This window comes from Microvirga aerilata (genome assembly GCF_016743775.1).
GTDB lineage: Bacteria > Pseudomonadota > Alphaproteobacteria > Rhizobiales > Beijerinckiaceae > Microvirga > Microvirga aerilata.
The window spans coordinates 92,799-107,021 of sequence record NZ_JAEQMY010000006.1; the positions used below are offsets into that span (position 1 = coordinate 92,799).

The 14,223-nt window shown below is 64.1% G+C and carries 13 protein-coding genes; 8 read left to right on the forward strand and 5 right to left on the reverse strand.

Annotation, left to right across the window (positions count from 1 at the left end; genetic code table 11):
* The first annotated feature begins 113 nt into the window (after positions 1-113).
* Positions 114-1,622 (forward strand): HWE histidine kinase domain-containing protein, encoded by a 1,509-nt coding sequence (locus tag JKG68_RS06125; RefSeq protein ID WP_202056972.1) that lies wholly within the window; start codon positions 114-116, stop codon positions 1,620-1,622.
* Between the two features lie 48 nt (positions 1,623-1,670).
* Here the strand turns inward: JKG68_RS06125 and JKG68_RS06130 are convergent, their stop codons facing one another.
* Positions 1,671-2,174, reverse strand: a complete 504-nt coding sequence (locus JKG68_RS06130; protein ID WP_202056974.1) for a cyclic nucleotide-binding domain-containing protein — start codon at positions 2,172-2,174, stop codon at positions 1,671-1,673.
* A 5-nt stretch (positions 2,175-2,179) separates the two neighbouring features.
* A complete protein-coding gene (locus tag JKG68_RS06135) occupies positions 2,180-2,866 on the reverse strand; it encodes a response regulator transcription factor (protein WP_202056981.1) in 687 nt (228 codons plus the stop codon).
* Positions 2,867-3,113: 247 nt separating this feature from the next.
* Between JKG68_RS06135 and JKG68_RS06140 the strand changes: the two genes are divergently transcribed.
* Positions 3,114-3,647, forward strand: coding sequence for a L,D-transpeptidase family protein (locus JKG68_RS06140; protein WP_202056987.1), 534 nt, complete (start codon positions 3,114-3,116; stop codon positions 3,645-3,647).
* Complete coding sequence (locus tag JKG68_RS06145; protein WP_202056989.1) at positions 3,647-4,501, forward strand: ATP-grasp domain-containing protein; 855 nt, start codon at positions 3,647-3,649, stop codon at positions 4,499-4,501. Before JKG68_RS06140 ends, JKG68_RS06145 begins: the two co-directional genes overlap by 1 nt.
* An 87-nt stretch (positions 4,502-4,588) precedes the next feature.
* On the opposite strand, the gene JKG68_RS06150 is transcribed toward JKG68_RS06145, so the two are convergent.
* Positions 4,589-6,103 carry an ABC-F family ATP-binding cassette domain-containing protein gene (locus JKG68_RS06150; protein WP_202056991.1) on the reverse strand — a complete coding sequence of 505 codons (1,515 nt, stop codon included), beginning with the start codon at positions 6,101-6,103 and terminating at the stop codon, positions 4,589-4,591.
* 382 nt (positions 6,104-6,485) lie between these two features.
* Between JKG68_RS06150 and JKG68_RS06155 the strand changes: the two genes are divergently transcribed.
* Positions 6,486-7,703, forward strand: coding sequence for an MFS transporter (locus JKG68_RS06155; RefSeq protein ID WP_202056993.1), 1,218 nt, complete (start codon positions 6,486-6,488; stop codon positions 7,701-7,703).
* Between the two features lie 28 nt (positions 7,704-7,731).
* Here the strand turns inward: JKG68_RS06155 and JKG68_RS06160 are convergent, their stop codons facing one another.
* Positions 7,732-8,058 (reverse strand): hypothetical protein, encoded by a 327-nt coding sequence (locus JKG68_RS06160; protein ID WP_202056995.1) that lies wholly within the window; start codon positions 8,056-8,058, stop codon positions 7,732-7,734.
* A 102-nt stretch (positions 8,059-8,160) separates the two neighbouring features.
* Between JKG68_RS06160 and JKG68_RS06165 the strand changes: the two genes are divergently transcribed.
* Positions 8,161-9,096 (forward strand): LysR substrate-binding domain-containing protein, encoded by a 936-nt coding sequence (locus JKG68_RS06165; RefSeq protein WP_202057001.1) that lies wholly within the window; start codon positions 8,161-8,163, stop codon positions 9,094-9,096.
* On the opposite strand, the gene JKG68_RS06170 is transcribed toward JKG68_RS06165, so the two are convergent.
* The gene (locus JKG68_RS06170) at positions 9,087-9,770 is read right to left on the reverse strand and encodes a YggS family pyridoxal phosphate-dependent enzyme (protein ID WP_202057003.1); all 684 of its coding nucleotides are present in this window, start codon (positions 9,768-9,770) and stop codon (positions 9,087-9,089) included. The two genes, JKG68_RS06165 and JKG68_RS06170, sit on opposite strands and share 10 nt — an antisense overlap.
* A 254-nt stretch (positions 9,771-10,024) precedes the next feature.
* Here JKG68_RS06170 and leuS point away from each other — a divergent pair, with 254 nt between their 5' ends.
* The 3 genes from leuS to holA are packed head-to-tail and all read left to right on the forward strand — an operon-like array spanning position 10,025 to position 14,193.
* Positions 10,025-12,646 (forward strand): leucine--tRNA ligase, encoded by a 2,622-nt coding sequence (leuS, locus tag JKG68_RS06175; protein WP_202057005.1) that lies wholly within the window; start codon positions 10,025-10,027, stop codon positions 12,644-12,646.
* Positions 12,633-13,169 (forward strand): LPS assembly lipoprotein LptE, encoded by a 537-nt coding sequence (locus JKG68_RS06180; RefSeq protein ID WP_202057007.1) that lies wholly within the window; start codon positions 12,633-12,635, stop codon positions 13,167-13,169. Before leuS ends, JKG68_RS06180 begins: the two co-directional genes overlap by 14 nt.
* Before the next feature lie 4 nt (positions 13,170-13,173).
* Positions 13,174-14,193, forward strand: coding sequence for a DNA polymerase III subunit delta (gene holA / locus JKG68_RS06185; RefSeq protein ID WP_202057009.1), 1,020 nt, complete (start codon positions 13,174-13,176; stop codon positions 14,191-14,193).
* Positions 14,194-14,223: the final 30 nt, after the last annotated feature.

The window sequence follows — 14,223 nt, forward strand, 5'->3', positions numbered from 1 at the left end:
CGCCGGCTAACCTTCACTCATCTTTGGTCCTGCGTGAAGAACCGTGCTCCGCTTCGGCGCAAAATGAGCAAAGTGGGTGTTCTACATGCGAAAAACCCTGCTATGTTTCCGGCATGACACAAGGGAATGCCGAGGCTTGCAGCCCAGGGGGCGCAGCCCATAACAGCGCGATCGCCGCGGACATCCAGGCGATCGGCCGCATCGATGCGGTGTCGTCCATCCTGAACATCCTCGTGGAAAGCACGGGCCTGGGCTTTGCGGCCGTTGCCCGGGTGACGGAGACCTCATGGACCGCCTGCGCAGTGCTCGACCGGATCGGCTTCGGCCTTCCGGTCGGCGGCGAGCTTGAGGTCGCAACCACCTTCTGCTCGGAGATCCGGGCCTCCGGCACGCCCATCGTGTTCGACAAGGCCAGCGAGGATGCGGTCTACTGCACCCATCCGACGCCTAAGATGTATGGCTTCGAGAGCTATATCGCGGTTCCGATCATCCTGAGGTCCGGCGAGGTCTTCGGCACCATCTGCGCTCTCGACCCGAAGCCCGCGAAGCTGTCCGATCCCAAGATCTTGAAGAGCCTGGAGCTGTTTGCCGAGCTGATCGCCTCCCAGCTGGAACTCGACGAGACGCTTGCGGAGCTCAGGGCCGAGCGTGAATACCTTCACGCCCTGTTCCGGCAGATGCCGAGCATGATGAGCGTGGTGCGCGGGCCGGACCACGTGCTGGAGATGGCCAACGATACCTACCGCCGGTTCGTGGGCGAGCACAGGGATCTCATCGGCCGTCCGATCCGGGAGGCGCTGCCGGAGGTCAGGGATCAAGGCCTTCTCGATCTGCGGGATCAGGTTTATCGGACCGGCCAGCCCTATATCGGCCGCGCCCAACGGGTTCTCCTGGCCCGTGAACCGGACGGTTCACCGGAGGAGCGCTTCCTGGATTTCATCTACCAGCCCATGAAGGACGCTCAGGGTCGGGTGATCGGGATCTTCAGCGAGGCCATCGACATCACGGAGCACAAACGCGCCCTCGATCACCAGGGCCTTCTGATCAACGAGCTGAACCATCGGGTGAAGAACACCCTGGCCACCGTCCAGTCGATCGCGTTCCAGTCCCTCAAGCATTCCCAGACGGTCGAGCATGCCCATGAGCGGATCGAGAACCGGCTGATAGCGCTCTCGCGCGTTCATGACGTCCTGACCCAGGAAAGCTGGGACAGCGCCGAACTGCGCACCATCGTGCACCAGGCGATCTCGCCTTTCGAGAGCGTTGACCTGCAGCGCTTCGCCATTTCAGGCCCCGCCATCAAGCTGCCCCCGCAGCAGGTGCTGCCCTTGTCCATGGCGGTCCACGAGCTCTTGACCAACGCGCTCAAATACGGCGCGCTCTCGGTCCCCTCCGGCTGGATCTCGATCTCGTGGGACATCGCCCCTGACGGCAAGACGTTGTCATTGCGGTGGGATGAAAACGGCGGACCGCCCGTCAAAGCGCCATCCAAGCGCGGGTTCGGCACCCGCCTGATCGAGCGTGGCCTTGCTCAGGAGCTGGGCGGAGCCGTGACGATCGAATTCGATCCGTCCGGGGTGATCTGCGCCATCACCATCCCGCTGTTCGGCCGGAAATCCTAAGCCCAGGTACGGAACACGCGGCCCGGGATGCCGCCTGCGAAAAACGCTTCAGGCGTGGTCGTCCTCATCCGGCGGCACAGCCGGGGCGCTCTCGCCGTCGATGGCGATGAGCTGCTGGCGCACCCCTTCAAGCCCTTGCGTCAAGCGGGCGAGCTCCTCGGCCATGGCGTCCTGCATGGCCGCGGCGGCATCGGGGAACTCCTGCAGCACGCGGCGCATGAGGCTCGGGCTCACGCGGATGACCGTGGAAGGCTCGCGGGCGGTGGCGGTGGCGTGTCGTTCGATGCGGGCGAACAGCGCCGCATGCCCGATCAAGGCTCCCGGTTCTGCGATGAAGGCGGCAGGCGAGCCGTCATCGGCGGCATCGAGCGCGATGGCCCCGCGGCTGACCACATAGCCTCCATCGGACCGGTCGCCCTTGCGGAACAGGACGTCGCCCTCGCGCAGCATCCGGTTCTCGGACGCGAAGGCGACAAGGCGCAGCGCATCCCGCTCCAGCAGGCAGAACAGGGGCGCATGGCTTAAAGTGGCGATGTCGTCGTCAAGCGCCATGGCTTTTAAGGGATCAGCTTGTAGCCGCCGGGCTCGGTGACCAGGATGGAGGCATTGGAGGGATCGGATTCGATCTTCTGGCGCAGGCGGTAGATGTGGGTTTCCAGGGTGTGGGTGGTCACGTTGGAATTGTAGCCCCAGACCTCGGTCAGCAGGGTGTCGCGCCCCACCACCGCCTGGCCGGCCCGGTAGAGATAGCGCAGGATCGCCGTCTCCTTCTCGGTGAGCTTGAGCTTGGAGCCCTTGTCGGTGGTGAGCAGCTTCGAGCCCGGGCGGAAGATGTAGGGGCCGATCTGGAACACCGCATCCTCGCTCGCCTCGTACTGGCGCAGCTGCGCCCGGATGCGGGCGAGCAGCACGGCGAACTTGAAGGGCTTGACCACGTAGTCGTTGGCGCCTGCCTCCAGGCCCATCACCGTATCGGTCTCGGAGCCCTGAGCGGTCAGCATGATGATCGGGCTGCGAAAGCCGTTCTGGCGCATGACCTTCACGGCGTCGCGCCCATCCATGTCGGGCAGGCCCACATCCATGATGGCCAGATCGATCCGGTCGCCCTTGACCGCGTCGATGGCGGCCGTGGCGGTTTCGGCCGTGGCGATCTGGAACTCGTCATAAAGGCCGAGCTGCTCCGCAAGGGTGTCGCGCAGGTCCTGATCGTCATCGACGACGAGAAGGCGGCTGGCATTCGACATCTTGAACCCTTCAACACGATGGACGGCATTAAGCGTAGAGCAGCGCTCGAAAAAGCGAAGCCACGCAACCTGCAGCCGGTTCGTCCGCCTTTTTGCGCTGCGCACGATCCCGATCGACAAAATCGGCGCCGGCCTTTTCGCCGGCGCGAGCCCTGAGCCCAAGCCTTGAACCTTGGATCATGCCCATGCATAAGAGTAGTCATTCCCAGCTTGACAACAAGAGGGACCCTGGTCCCTTCCACTGCCGATGAAACCTTCTCGCGTCAATGTTATCCGCGTCTATCGCTCTCCGGTCGATCACAGGCGGGGGCGGATCGTCGCCGGAAACCTCGTCATTCCCTGCGCCCTCGGCCGCTCCGGCACGAGTCACGCCAAGCGCGAAGGCGATGGGGCCGCGCCGGTCGGGAGGTTCAAGCTGCTGGAGGCCTTCTACCGGGCCGATCGCGACCCGCGGCCCCGCACGGGCCTGAAGCTTCGCCCGATCCGGCGGACCGACGGCTGGTCGGACGACCCCAGCGACCACCGCTACAACTGCCTCATCACCCTGCCCTGCTCCACGCGCCATGAGGCCATGTGGCGGGACGACCATCTCTACGACGTGGTGATCGACATCGCCTGGAACCGGGGCCCCATCGTGAAGGGCCGCGGCAGCGCCTTCTTCCTTCACCTCGGCCGCAAAGGCCTGACCCCGACGGATGGCTGCGTGGTGGTGGAAAAGCCCATGATCCGGCGCCTGCTGGAGCGGATCGGGCCGCACACGCAGATCGAGATCGTGGGTTGATGACCATCCTGATCGCTACCTGCTCCGAGTACCCCCATCCCACACCGAGCCTTGAGGCTTTGCTGAAAGCCTTGAGGGCGCACGGCATGGAAGCGGCCTATCTGCCCTGGAAGACGGCGCCGCTGGATACGTTCGCAGCCGCCGATGCGGTGCTGCCCCTGTGCTGCTGGGACTACTACGACGATCCGGAGCGTTTCCTCGGCTGGATCGATGCGCTCGGAGCCAGGGGCGCAAAGCTGCTCAACGAGCCCGACCTCCTGCGCTGGAATTTCCGCAAGACCTATCTGCTGGAACTGGCGGCGGCAGGGCTTGCCGTGCCCAAGACGCTCCACCTTCCGGAGGCAAGCCGCCAGACCATCGAGCGGGACATGGGACGGCAGGGCTGGCAGGCTGCGGTTCTCAAGCCGGTATCGAGCCAGAACGGGCATGGCATCCACAAGCTGGAATGGGCTGATCGCGCCCGTTGGCCCAGCAGCCTGGAATTGAACGGCGAGTGGCTGCTCCAGGAGTTCCAGGAGGATATCGGCGCTCTCGGGGAGACGACTCTTACCTTCATCGACGGCATCTTCTCCCATGCGGTCCGCCGCGTTCTCAAACCCGGAGAATGGCGGGCGAATCCGCAATTCGGCATCACCTATGAGCGCGTGGAGGTGAGCCGGGACGTGATCGGCACGGCTCAGGCTTACATCGATCATCTGCCGCAGGCACCGCTTTACGCCCGCGTCGACGGGCTCGCGCGGCCCGGTGGGTTCATATTGATGGAGCTGGAGCTGATCGATCCGTATCTCTATCTCGAATTCGCTCCCGGCAGCGCCGACGTGATGGCACGGGCTGTGCTTCGAAGACTCGGGTGAGAAGATCGGATCGAGCTCGCGGGCAACGCCCCGCCGTCATGGCCGGGATCAACCCGGCCATGACACATTTTGCTCGGCAGTCCCGGATTATCCAAGCACAGTATCGTAGAACGTCCCGGGCTCTTCGATCTCGCGCATCCTGCCCTTGTCGATGAGCAGGAAGCGGGTGCCGATGGTGGTCACGAAGCTTCGGTCGTGGGACACCACGATGCAGGTGGCTTCCGCATCGAGGATTTCCGTTTCGAGCTGCTCGCGTCCGGGAATGTCCACGTGGTTGGTGGGCTCGTCCATGAGATAGAAATTCGGCTCGGACAGGCGCAGCGCCAGCAGGCCGAGCCGCGCCTTCTGGCCCGGCGACAGTTTGGCGATGGGCAGCGTCTGCCGCTCGATGGAAAAGCCTGCTTCGGCCAGTACCGCGCGGCTGCGCTGATCGCCGAGGCGGAACCGCGACAGGATGAAATCGTGCGCGGTGCTTCCGCTTGGCAATTGCTGCATGCCCTGATCCACATAGCCGAGCGCAAGGCTTGGGCTCACCCGGATGCCGGGCAAGCCATCCGGCTCACGCATCGCCCGGTGCAGCAGGCGCACGAGCTGCGACTTGCCCGCGCCGTTGCGGCCCAGCACCACGATGCGCTCCCCCTGCGCGACTTCGAGCTTGGGGATGGCAAAGAGCTTTCGCCCGTCCGGCGCCTGCACAGTGACGTTCTCCAATGCCACCAGCACCCGCGCATGGGTGCCGCGATTGCCGAGCCGGATCTCGCCGGCCCGCTCCTTGTGCACGGACCGGGCGTTTTGCTCCAACGCATCGGCGCGGCGCTTGATCTGCGCGGATTTCACCTGCGCGGCGTCGCTGCCGCCGTTGATGCCGACATTGCGCAGCGTCGAGGCACTCTGGCGCAGGCGCTTGACCTCGCGCAGGGTCCTGTCGCGCTGCGCGAGGGCTGCCGCGTCATGTTCCTCCAACAGCACGCGGGCGCGCCGATAGGGATGCGCGAACGAGATGGACTCCTCAGGCCGCAGGAACAGGGTCTTGTTCGTACAGGCATCGAGAAAATCGCGGTCGTGGCTCGCCACCACGATGGGCGCCGTGTAGGACGCATTGCTGATCCACGCCTCCAGCCGGAAGAGCTTTTCCAGATCGAGGTGGTTCGTGGGCTCGTCCAGCAGCAGGATGTCGGGCTCGGTGATCCAGGCCCGGGCGATGAGCGCCAGGCGCTGCCAGCCGCCGCTGAGCGCGGAGATCGGCAGGACGCGAAGATCGGCTGGGGTCTGGAACTCGTCGAGCACCATGTCCACGCGCCATTCCTGGCTCGCACGCTCTTCGGGCGCAAGCGCCTGATGCAGGACACCGTGGAAGGACAGATCGAGCAGGTGCGCCGGCACGTCCTGCTCCACGAGAGCGATGCGCAGGCCGCGCGAGCGGATGATGTCGCCGTGGGTTGGCTCGGCGAGACCCGCAAGGCATTTCAGAAGGGTCGATTTTCCGGCGCCGTTGGCCGCCACGAGGCCGAGGCGGTCACCCTCGCCGATCACGAGGTTCAGGTTTTGGAACAAGGGCGTATGGGCAACGACGCCGACATTGCGAAGGCTGAGGGAAGTCATGGATGGGATCTCTGGTGCAGCGCGCCTGGGCCTGAAGCCATCAAAGCGCGTAAAAGTCTGGAACGTGTCAGACGCGCCGGCTCCTTGCGGAGCCTGGCGCGGAAAGCCGTTCAGAGCTGACCAGAATGAGATGGAGGCGGTTTTAGGAGACCGTCAGATCCGTTCGATGGTCGGCCCTGCAACAAACTGCTGCAGGGCATGCCAGGGGCCGAACATGCGCAGATGCATCGCCTCAGTCATGCAGCCCTCCCTGGTTCGAACGTGAATCGATCCGGTATGCTTAACCGGGATGAGACGCGAATGCAACGCGCCTGCGAAGGCTGGCCCCTAGTTTATAAAATGTTATATCTGTGCCTGTGGGTGCGGATCATAGGGGTTGGAGATGTCTGGTGCTGTGGTTGAGGTTGCAGCGCCGTCGATCTGGCGTCAGCAGCCGTTCTGGAACCTCTTTGTGCCTGCAATCGGCGTCGGTCTCGAGCAGCAGATCGTTTTCATCGCTTTGCCGCTCCTCGTGTATCAGGCCACCGCATCGACCATCGAAATGAATCTGGTTCGCGGGCTGGGTCTTTTGCCCAATCTTCTTCTCGCGTTCGTCATCGGTGCCATCGTCGATCAGGCGGACAAGAAAAGTTGGCTCGTCCTCGCTTTGGCCGCACAAGCCGCCTGCCTGTGCGGCCTGGCGCTGGCCTTCCAGCAGGACAATGTCCAACCGGCCCTCACCTATCCTCTGATCTTTTTCCTGAGCACCGCCATCTATGCCTACTACAACGCGCAGACCGTGGCCTTGAAGATGGCTCTGCGACAGGAGGACCTCGGACCGGCAACGGCCGCGCTCTCTTCCATCGGCCAAGCGTTTCAGATGCTGGGACCGGCGCTCGCCGGTCTCCTACTGATGCTCCCATCGCCTTCGGCGAGCCTCTGGGCCGCGGCCATCGTGGCCCTTCTCGGTTTCGCAGCCGTTCTCCGGCTCAAGCTGCCCCATGCCGTGAAAAATCCGGGTGAGCGCCTCGGCGTTCGGATCGCCGAGGGATGGGAGGCTTTGCAGGCCAATCGCCCCCTATGGCTGCTGACCCTGGTGGTGATCGTGACCAATTCCGCCGCAGGCATGTTCAGCATCACCATGCTTCAGAAGCCCCAGGCGGCTGGATTGTCCGGAGCCCAGATCGGCCTCATGTTCTCCGTTGCCGGCGGTATCGGTGTTACCGGCGCCCTGCTGGCGCCGCGGGTCCGCCAACGGTTCACCATGGGCGGAGCCTGCCTCCTGGGGCTTGGTTTCGTGACCTTGTGCTACGCCGCCGCCAGCCTCGCGTCGCACCCGGTAACGCTCACCGCCATTCTCGCCTGTGACGCCTTCTTCGGGATGATCTACAACGTGATGACTTGGACGCTGCGCCAGGAGACCACGCCCACACCTGTGATCGGGCGCGTAACGGGCATGACGGGCTCTCTCTTCAAGCTCGCCATGCCGTTTGCCATCGTGGCTGCGGGCCTCCTGTCGGAACAAGCGGGCATGGGGCTGGTATTCCTGGCCAGCGCTGCGCTCAACGGTGCAATGCTGGTCGCGTTCTGGCTCACGCCAGCCTTGCGGAATTTGAAATAGGGCGCATAGTTCAGCCGTGCCCTAAAGATCAGGCAACATCGGGATCAGCGCATCTCCATGGAGAGTCCCCCTCAATCCGCGAGTCTGGGGGATGATGTCGAGCCGCACGACAGGCCGTGACGGCAGGTTCTCCGATGGGAGGATCGGCCATAGGGTGTTCCTCCTGCAGGTCTTCTCCTAACCACTGCCGGACGTGGTCGGGATCGAGCCCGATGTCGCGGATGAGATGATCCCCAAGGGACTGGAGTCGCTCCAACTCATCCCGCAGATGCCGCATCTGGGCATGAGCGATCCAGGATTGGCGGATATTACGCAGGCGGGAAACGAACACGTCCCGCAGGATGAGATGGACCATGCTTGACCTCCTGTCATGGGAGGTCGCCTATTCTTCTCATATTTACAGTGGCTTCAAACGGTATATCCTTCAGGGTGTCTTGAGAAAAAGTCATGTGAGATCATGCCTCGCCTCCCCTCCCTGAATGCCCTGCGAACATTTGAGGCCGTGGCTCGCCTGGGCGGCATGGAGCGGGCTGCGGGCGAGCTTCATGTAACCCAGAGCGCCGTCAGCCGGCAGATCCGGCTGCTCGAAGAGGAGCTTGGTATTCTCCTGTTTCGGCGGGTTCACCGCGCTCTCGTGCTTACTCCGAAAGGTCAGGCCCCGGCCTCGACCTTGCGCGCGGCACTCGATCTCATCTCAAGTGGTGTAGAGCACCTCGCGCAACCGTCTGAGCGGCTGAGGATCCACGTTGCGTCAACCTTTGGCATCCGCTGGCTCGTGCCAAGACTCTCTCGATTCGAGGCTCGCCATCCGGAATGGCGGATCGAGGTGAATCTCGCCTGGTACAACTTCGAGCCTAAGGATCAGGGGTACGATGTCGGCATCACCTATGGCCGCTCCTCATGGCCTGATGCGTGTCTCACCCCCATTCTGACCGAACAGCTGACACCGGTCTGCTCTCCAGATTTTTTGGAGAGACACCGGCCTCCGAGGCAAGCCAGTGACTTCGATACCTTGCAAATCCTCCATTGTCAGTTTCAACCGCCGAACCCAGGTGATTGGCACCGCTGGGCATCAGATTGGAGCGGTGGCTTCTTCGATACTAACCGCGGCGAGGTATTCGCTACGCTCGATCTTTCCCTACGTGCCGCAGAAACAGGACGAGGAATTGCCATGGCCGATCTGGCGATGGTCGAGGACGATCTTGCCCTCCGACGTCTCATTCGGCCTTGCCCGGAGGCGATGGTGTCCGGGGATACCTATCACTTCGTTCAACCGGAGCCGGAGCACAACACTCCTATCGTGCTGGCTTTCCGCGATTGGCTTCTGGAGGAGGCGCAAGCCTCCACGATTCAGAGCCGAACAGTCCTTTTCGCCTCTCCCGTTCAGGCTTGAGCCTTCGCGCGACTCCCAAAGATCGCGCTGCCCACCCGCACATGGGTGGCGCCGAGCTGGATGGCCGCGTCGAAATCGGCGCTCATGCCCATGGAAAGCACCTTGAGGCCATGCCGCTTGGCGACGGTGTTGAGGAGCGCGAAATGGGGCGACGGTGGGTCCTCGGCCGGGGGGATGCACATGAGGCCTTCGATCGTGAGGCCGTGCTTGCTGCGGCAGGCCTCGAGGAAAGCGTCGACCTCGGTGGGGATCACCCCACCCTTCTGCGGCTCCTCGCCGGTGTTCACCTGGACCAGCAGGCGCGGCGTCCTGCCCTGCCGGGCGATCTCCTTGGCGAGCGCCTCCGCTAACGAGGGCCGGTCGAGGGTGTGGATCACGTCGAAGAGCTCCACCGCCTCACGGGCCTTGTTGGACTGGAGCGGGCCGATCATGTGGAGTTCGACTCCTTCGTAGCGCTCGCGAAGGCTAAGCCACTTGGCCTTGGCCTCCTGCACGTAGTTCTCGCCGAACACCCGCTGGCCTGCGGCGAGCACAGGCTCGATGGCTTCTGCTGGAAACGTTTTCGACACGGCCACGAGCGTAATGCCTGAGGGATCCCGGTCATAATCGGAGGCCGCGCGCGCGATGCTCTCCCGCACCTGCCTCAAGCCTTCGACCGCATCGTTCTCGCTCATGGTGTCCTCTCTCACTCGTGTCATCCCGCCGGAGATGGCCCTATGCCATCGGAGGGGAAGGGGATCCACGGTCCGGCACACCGCCATGGACCCGCTCCCCGGCCCGTCCGAGCCGCCCGGGATGACACCGGGGCAAATCTTGACCGCCTCCCACACGCGAAACCGTTGACCGCGCGGGAGAGCTGTGTCCTAGTCCGCCGCAACGTGGCGGCGCAAGCCGCTTGAATCTTTCAAACGACGGATACTTGAGAAAAATGAGGCCCGAGCGCTACAACGCCAAGGAAGCCGAGCTGAAATGGCGGCAGGTCTGGAACGACCGCGACCTGTTCAAGACCCATAACGACGACCCGCGTCCGAAATACTACGTGCTCGAGATGTTTCCCTATCCGTCGGGGCGCATCCATATGGGCCACGTGCGCAACTACACCATGGGCGACGTGGTGGCGCGCTACAAGCGGGCCAAGGGCTTCAACGTGCTCCACCCCATGGGCTGGGACGCCTTCGGCATGCCGGCGGAGAACGCCGCCATGCAGAACAAGGTCCATCCCAAGGAATGGACCTACGCCAACATCAGATCCATGCGCGGCCAGCTGCAGAGCATGGGATTGGCCATCGATTGGAGCCGCGAGATCGCCACCTGCGATCCGAGCTATTACCGGCACCAGCAGCGCATGTTCCTGGACTTCCTCGAGGCCGGTCTCGTCGACCGCAAGACCGCCAAGGTGAACTGGGACCCGGTGGACCACACGGTGCTCGCCAACGAGCAGGTGATCGACGGGCGCGGCTGGCGCTCCGGCGCCCTGGTCGAGCAGCGCGAGCTGACCCAATGGTTTTTGAAGATCACGGATTTCGCCGAGGATCTGAACAGCAGGCTCGACACCCTCGACCGCTGGCCCGAAAAGGTGCGCCTGATGCAGCGCAACTGGATCGGCCGCTCGGAAGGCCTGCTGGTGCGCTTTGCGCTGAAGCCCGAGACCGTGCCGAACGGCGAGACCGAGCTGCAGATCTACACCACGCGGCCCGATACGCTTTTCGGCGCCAAGTTCATGGCGGTTGCGCCTGACCACCCCCTGGCCAGGGCCGCGGCCGAGAAGAACCCGGAGCTTGCCGCCTTCATCGAGGAGTGCAAGCGCGTCGGCACGGCCCAGGAAGCCATCGACAAAGCCGAGAAGCTGGGCTTCGACACCGGCGTCAGGGCCGAGCACCCGTTCGATCCGAACTGGACCCTGCCGGTTTACGTGGCGAACTTCATCTTGATGGAATACGGCACCGGCGCCATCTTCGGCTGCCCGGCGCATGACCAGCGCGACCTGGATTTCGTCAACAAGTACGGTCTCGGCAACACGCCGGTGGTCTGCCCGCCGGACCAGGACCCAGCCTCCTTCGTGGTCACCGACGTGGCCTATGACGGCGAAGGCCGGATGATCAATTCCCGCTTCCTGGATGGCATGAGCATTCCGGAAGCGAAGGAAGAGGTTGCCCGCCGCCTGGAAGGCCAGACCCGGGGCAACCAGCCGGTCGCCGAGCGCAAGGTGAACTTCCGCCTGCGCGACTGGGGCATCTCGCGCCAGCGCTACTGGGGCTGCCCGATCCCGGTCATTCATTGCGAGACTTGCGGCGTCGTGCCGGTGCCCAAGGACCAGCTGCCCGTGGTGCTGCCGGAGGACGTCTCCTTCGACGTACCAGGCAACCCCCTCGACCGCCACCCCACCTGGAAGCATGTGAGCTGCCCGAGCTGCGGCGGCAAGGCGCGCCGCGAGACGGACACCATGGACACGTTTGTCGATTCGTCCTGGTACTTCGCCCGCTTCACCGACCCGACCCTGACGGATCAGCCCACCGACCGCGCTACGGTCGATGCCTGGCTGCCGGTGGACCAGTATATCGGCGGCATCGAGCACGCGATCCTGCACCTGCTCTATTCGCGCTTCTTCACCCGCGCCATGAAGGCGACGGGCCATGCCGGAATGGACGAGCCGTTTGCCGGCCTGTTCACGCAGGGCATGGTGGTGCACGAGACCTACAAGGACGGGAGCGGCGCCTGGGTGCTGCCCTCCGACGTGCGCTTCGAGACCGACGGCAATGTGCGCAAGGCCTTCCATGTGGAGAGCGGCGCGCCGATCGAGATCGGCTCGATCGAGAAGATGTCGAAGTCGAAGAAGAACACGGTCGATCCGGACGAGATCATCGGTTCTTATGGCGCCGACACCGCCCGCTGGTTCATGCTCTCCGACTCGCCGCCTGAGCGCGACGTGATCTGGACCGAAGAAGGCGTGCAGGGCGCCGGCCGCTTCGTGCAGCGGGTGTGGCGCCTCGTCGGCGAGATCGCGGATCGCATGGGCGGCGGCGATGGTGCCGCCGCGGACGGCACTATCGGCACCGCCGTGCGCAAGGCCGCGCATAAGGCGCTTGCCGCCGTCGAGGAGGATGTGGAGCGCCTGCGCTTCAACCGCTGCGTTGCCCATCTCTACGAGCTCGCCAACAGCCTGCAGGATCTGGCGAACCAGGCCAAGATCACCGACGAGCCTGGCATGGGCGCGGCCTTTGCCGAGGCCGGGCGCATCTTCGTGCAGCTGCTCGCTCCCATGATGCCGCATCTGGCGGAGGAGTGCTGGGAAGCCCTGGGCCAGTCGGGCCTCGTGACGGACGCAGCCTGGCCTGCAGTCGATCGCTCGCTCCTGGTCGAGGACACGGTCACCTTGCCGGTCCAGGTCAACGGCAAGAAGCGGGCCGACGTGACGGTTGCCCGGGACGCCGATCAGGCTACCATCGAGGCAGCCGTGCTCTCGCTTGATGGCGTGCAGAAGGCTATGGAAGGCAAACCGGCCCGCAAGATCATCGTCGTTCCCCAGAGGATCGTGAATGTCGTCGTTTAACCTCAAGGGCTTCGCCCGCGTCGCTCTCGCGGCAGGCCTCACCCTGAGCCTGTCCGCCTGCTTCCGCCCTCTCCACGGTCCGACAGCTTCGGGCCGGTCGCTGCAGACGGAGCTCGCCTCCATCGAGGTGCCCGAGAGGAAATGGCCTGGAGCCCTGGCAAACACGGGTCACTACCTGCGCAGCGAGCTGATCTATGCTCTCAATGGATCGGGCTCCGACACGCCCAAGCGCTATCGGCTGAATCTGGCTCTCAGCCAGAGCCAGTCGAGCCCGGTTGTCGACTCGCAGATCGGAACGGCAAGCTCCGTAATCGTCGGCGGCACGCTCACCTACACGCTGACCAGCCTTGACGGCAGCACGGTGATCACCCAGGGCACAGCAACATCCACGACGAGCTATGACCGCTTCCCGCAGCGCTTTGCCAACATCCGGGCAGGCCGGGATGCGGAAATCAGGCTGGCGAAGACCTTGGCCGAGCAGGTCAGGACCCGGTTGTCGGCGACGCTCGCCACCCGCACCTGAGCCGATGGTCGCCGTCAAAGCAGGTGATGTGGAAGGGGCGCTGCGGCGCCCCGATCCGCGCATCGGCGTGTTCCTGTTCTACGGTCCCGATATGGGCCTCATCAACGAGCGTGCGCGCGCCGTCGCCGAGCGCTCGGTGGACAATCCGTCCGATCCCTTCCAGCTCATCCGTATCGATGGCGACGACATCGCATCCGACCCGGGCCGCCTTGCGGACGAAGCAGGCACCATGGGCCTTTTCGGAGGCAAGCGCGCGATCTGGGTGAAGTCGACCTCGCGCAACATTGCACCCGCGGTCGATGCGGTCCTGAAATCGGGCATGCAGGATACGGTGATCGTGATCGAGGGCGGTGATCTGCAGAAGTCGTCGCCTTTGAGAACCCTGTGCGAGCGCTCGCAAAACGCGCTCGCCCTGCCCTGCTATGCGGACGAGGCCAAGAACCTCGGCGCAGTCGTCGACGAGACCCTGAAAAGCAATGGCTTTTCCATTTCACGCGATGCCAGGACGGCCCTGATCGCCAGCCTCGGCGGAGACCGTCTCGCGACCCGTGGCGAGCTCGCCAAGCTCATGCTCTATGCCCACGGGCAGCAGGAGATCACCTTGGGCGATGTGGACGCCATCATGAGCGACGTCTCGAGCCTTGCCATGGATGCGGTGGTCGACGCGGCATTTGCAGGCGAGGGCACTGGCTTGGAGACCGGTTCAAGGCGGCTGGCGGCGGAAGGCGTGAATGCGGCCGTGCTGCTGGGTGCAGCCCTGCGTCACGCCTTAATGCTGCTGACCGCTCGTCTATCCGTAGAGGAAGGCCGCTCCATTCCGGCCGTCATGGAAAGCATGCGCAGCCTGCATTTTCGGCGAAAGCCGTTGGTGGAACGCCATCTCCAGCGCTGGACGAGCGGCAGCCTCAAGGATGCAATCGCTCTTCTTCAGGCAAGCCTTCTCCAGACCCGCCGCCTCTCCCATCTTGACGATACGATCGCGGCCAAAACCCTGCTCGACCTTGCGCGAGCCGCACGGCGATAGACCTCGCAGCGTACCCGCATGCCTTTGGTC

What these genes read in the sequence shown, in the direction of transcription:
- JKG68_RS06125 (WP_202056972.1), top strand. Translation starts at nt 114, where the DNA reads ATGACACAAGGGAATGCCGAGGCTTGCAGCCCAGGGGGCGCAGCCCAT.
- JKG68_RS06130 (WP_202056974.1), bottom strand. Translation starts at nt 2,174, where the DNA reads ATGGCGCTTGACGACGACATCGCCACTTTAAGCCATGCGCCCCTGTTC.
- JKG68_RS06135 (WP_202056981.1), bottom strand. Translation starts at nt 2,866, where the DNA reads ATGTCGAATGCCAGCCGCCTTCTCGTCGTCGATGACGATCAGGACCTG.
- JKG68_RS06140 (WP_202056987.1), top strand. Translation starts at nt 3,114, where the DNA reads ATGAAACCTTCTCGCGTCAATGTTATCCGCGTCTATCGCTCTCCGGTC.
- JKG68_RS06145 (WP_202056989.1), top strand. Translation starts at nt 3,647, where the DNA reads ATGACCATCCTGATCGCTACCTGCTCCGAGTACCCCCATCCCACACCG.
- JKG68_RS06150 (WP_202056991.1), bottom strand. Translation starts at nt 6,103, where the DNA reads ATGACTTCCCTCAGCCTTCGCAATGTCGGCGTCGTTGCCCATACGCCC.
- JKG68_RS06155 (WP_202056993.1), top strand. Translation starts at nt 6,486, where the DNA reads ATGTCTGGTGCTGTGGTTGAGGTTGCAGCGCCGTCGATCTGGCGTCAG.
- JKG68_RS06160 (WP_202056995.1), bottom strand. Translation starts at nt 8,058, where the DNA reads ATGGTCCATCTCATCCTGCGGGACGTGTTCGTTTCCCGCCTGCGTAAT.
- JKG68_RS06165 (WP_202057001.1), top strand. Translation starts at nt 8,161, where the DNA reads ATGCCTCGCCTCCCCTCCCTGAATGCCCTGCGAACATTTGAGGCCGTG.
- JKG68_RS06170 (WP_202057003.1), bottom strand. Translation starts at nt 9,770, where the DNA reads ATGAGCGAGAACGATGCGGTCGAAGGCTTGAGGCAGGTGCGGGAGAGC.
- leuS (WP_202057005.1), top strand. Translation starts at nt 10,025, where the DNA reads ATGAGGCCCGAGCGCTACAACGCCAAGGAAGCCGAGCTGAAATGGCGG.
- JKG68_RS06180 (WP_202057007.1), top strand. Translation starts at nt 12,633, where the DNA reads ATGTCGTCGTTTAACCTCAAGGGCTTCGCCCGCGTCGCTCTCGCGGCA.
- holA (WP_202057009.1), top strand. Translation starts at nt 13,174, where the DNA reads ATGGTCGCCGTCAAAGCAGGTGATGTGGAAGGGGCGCTGCGGCGCCCC.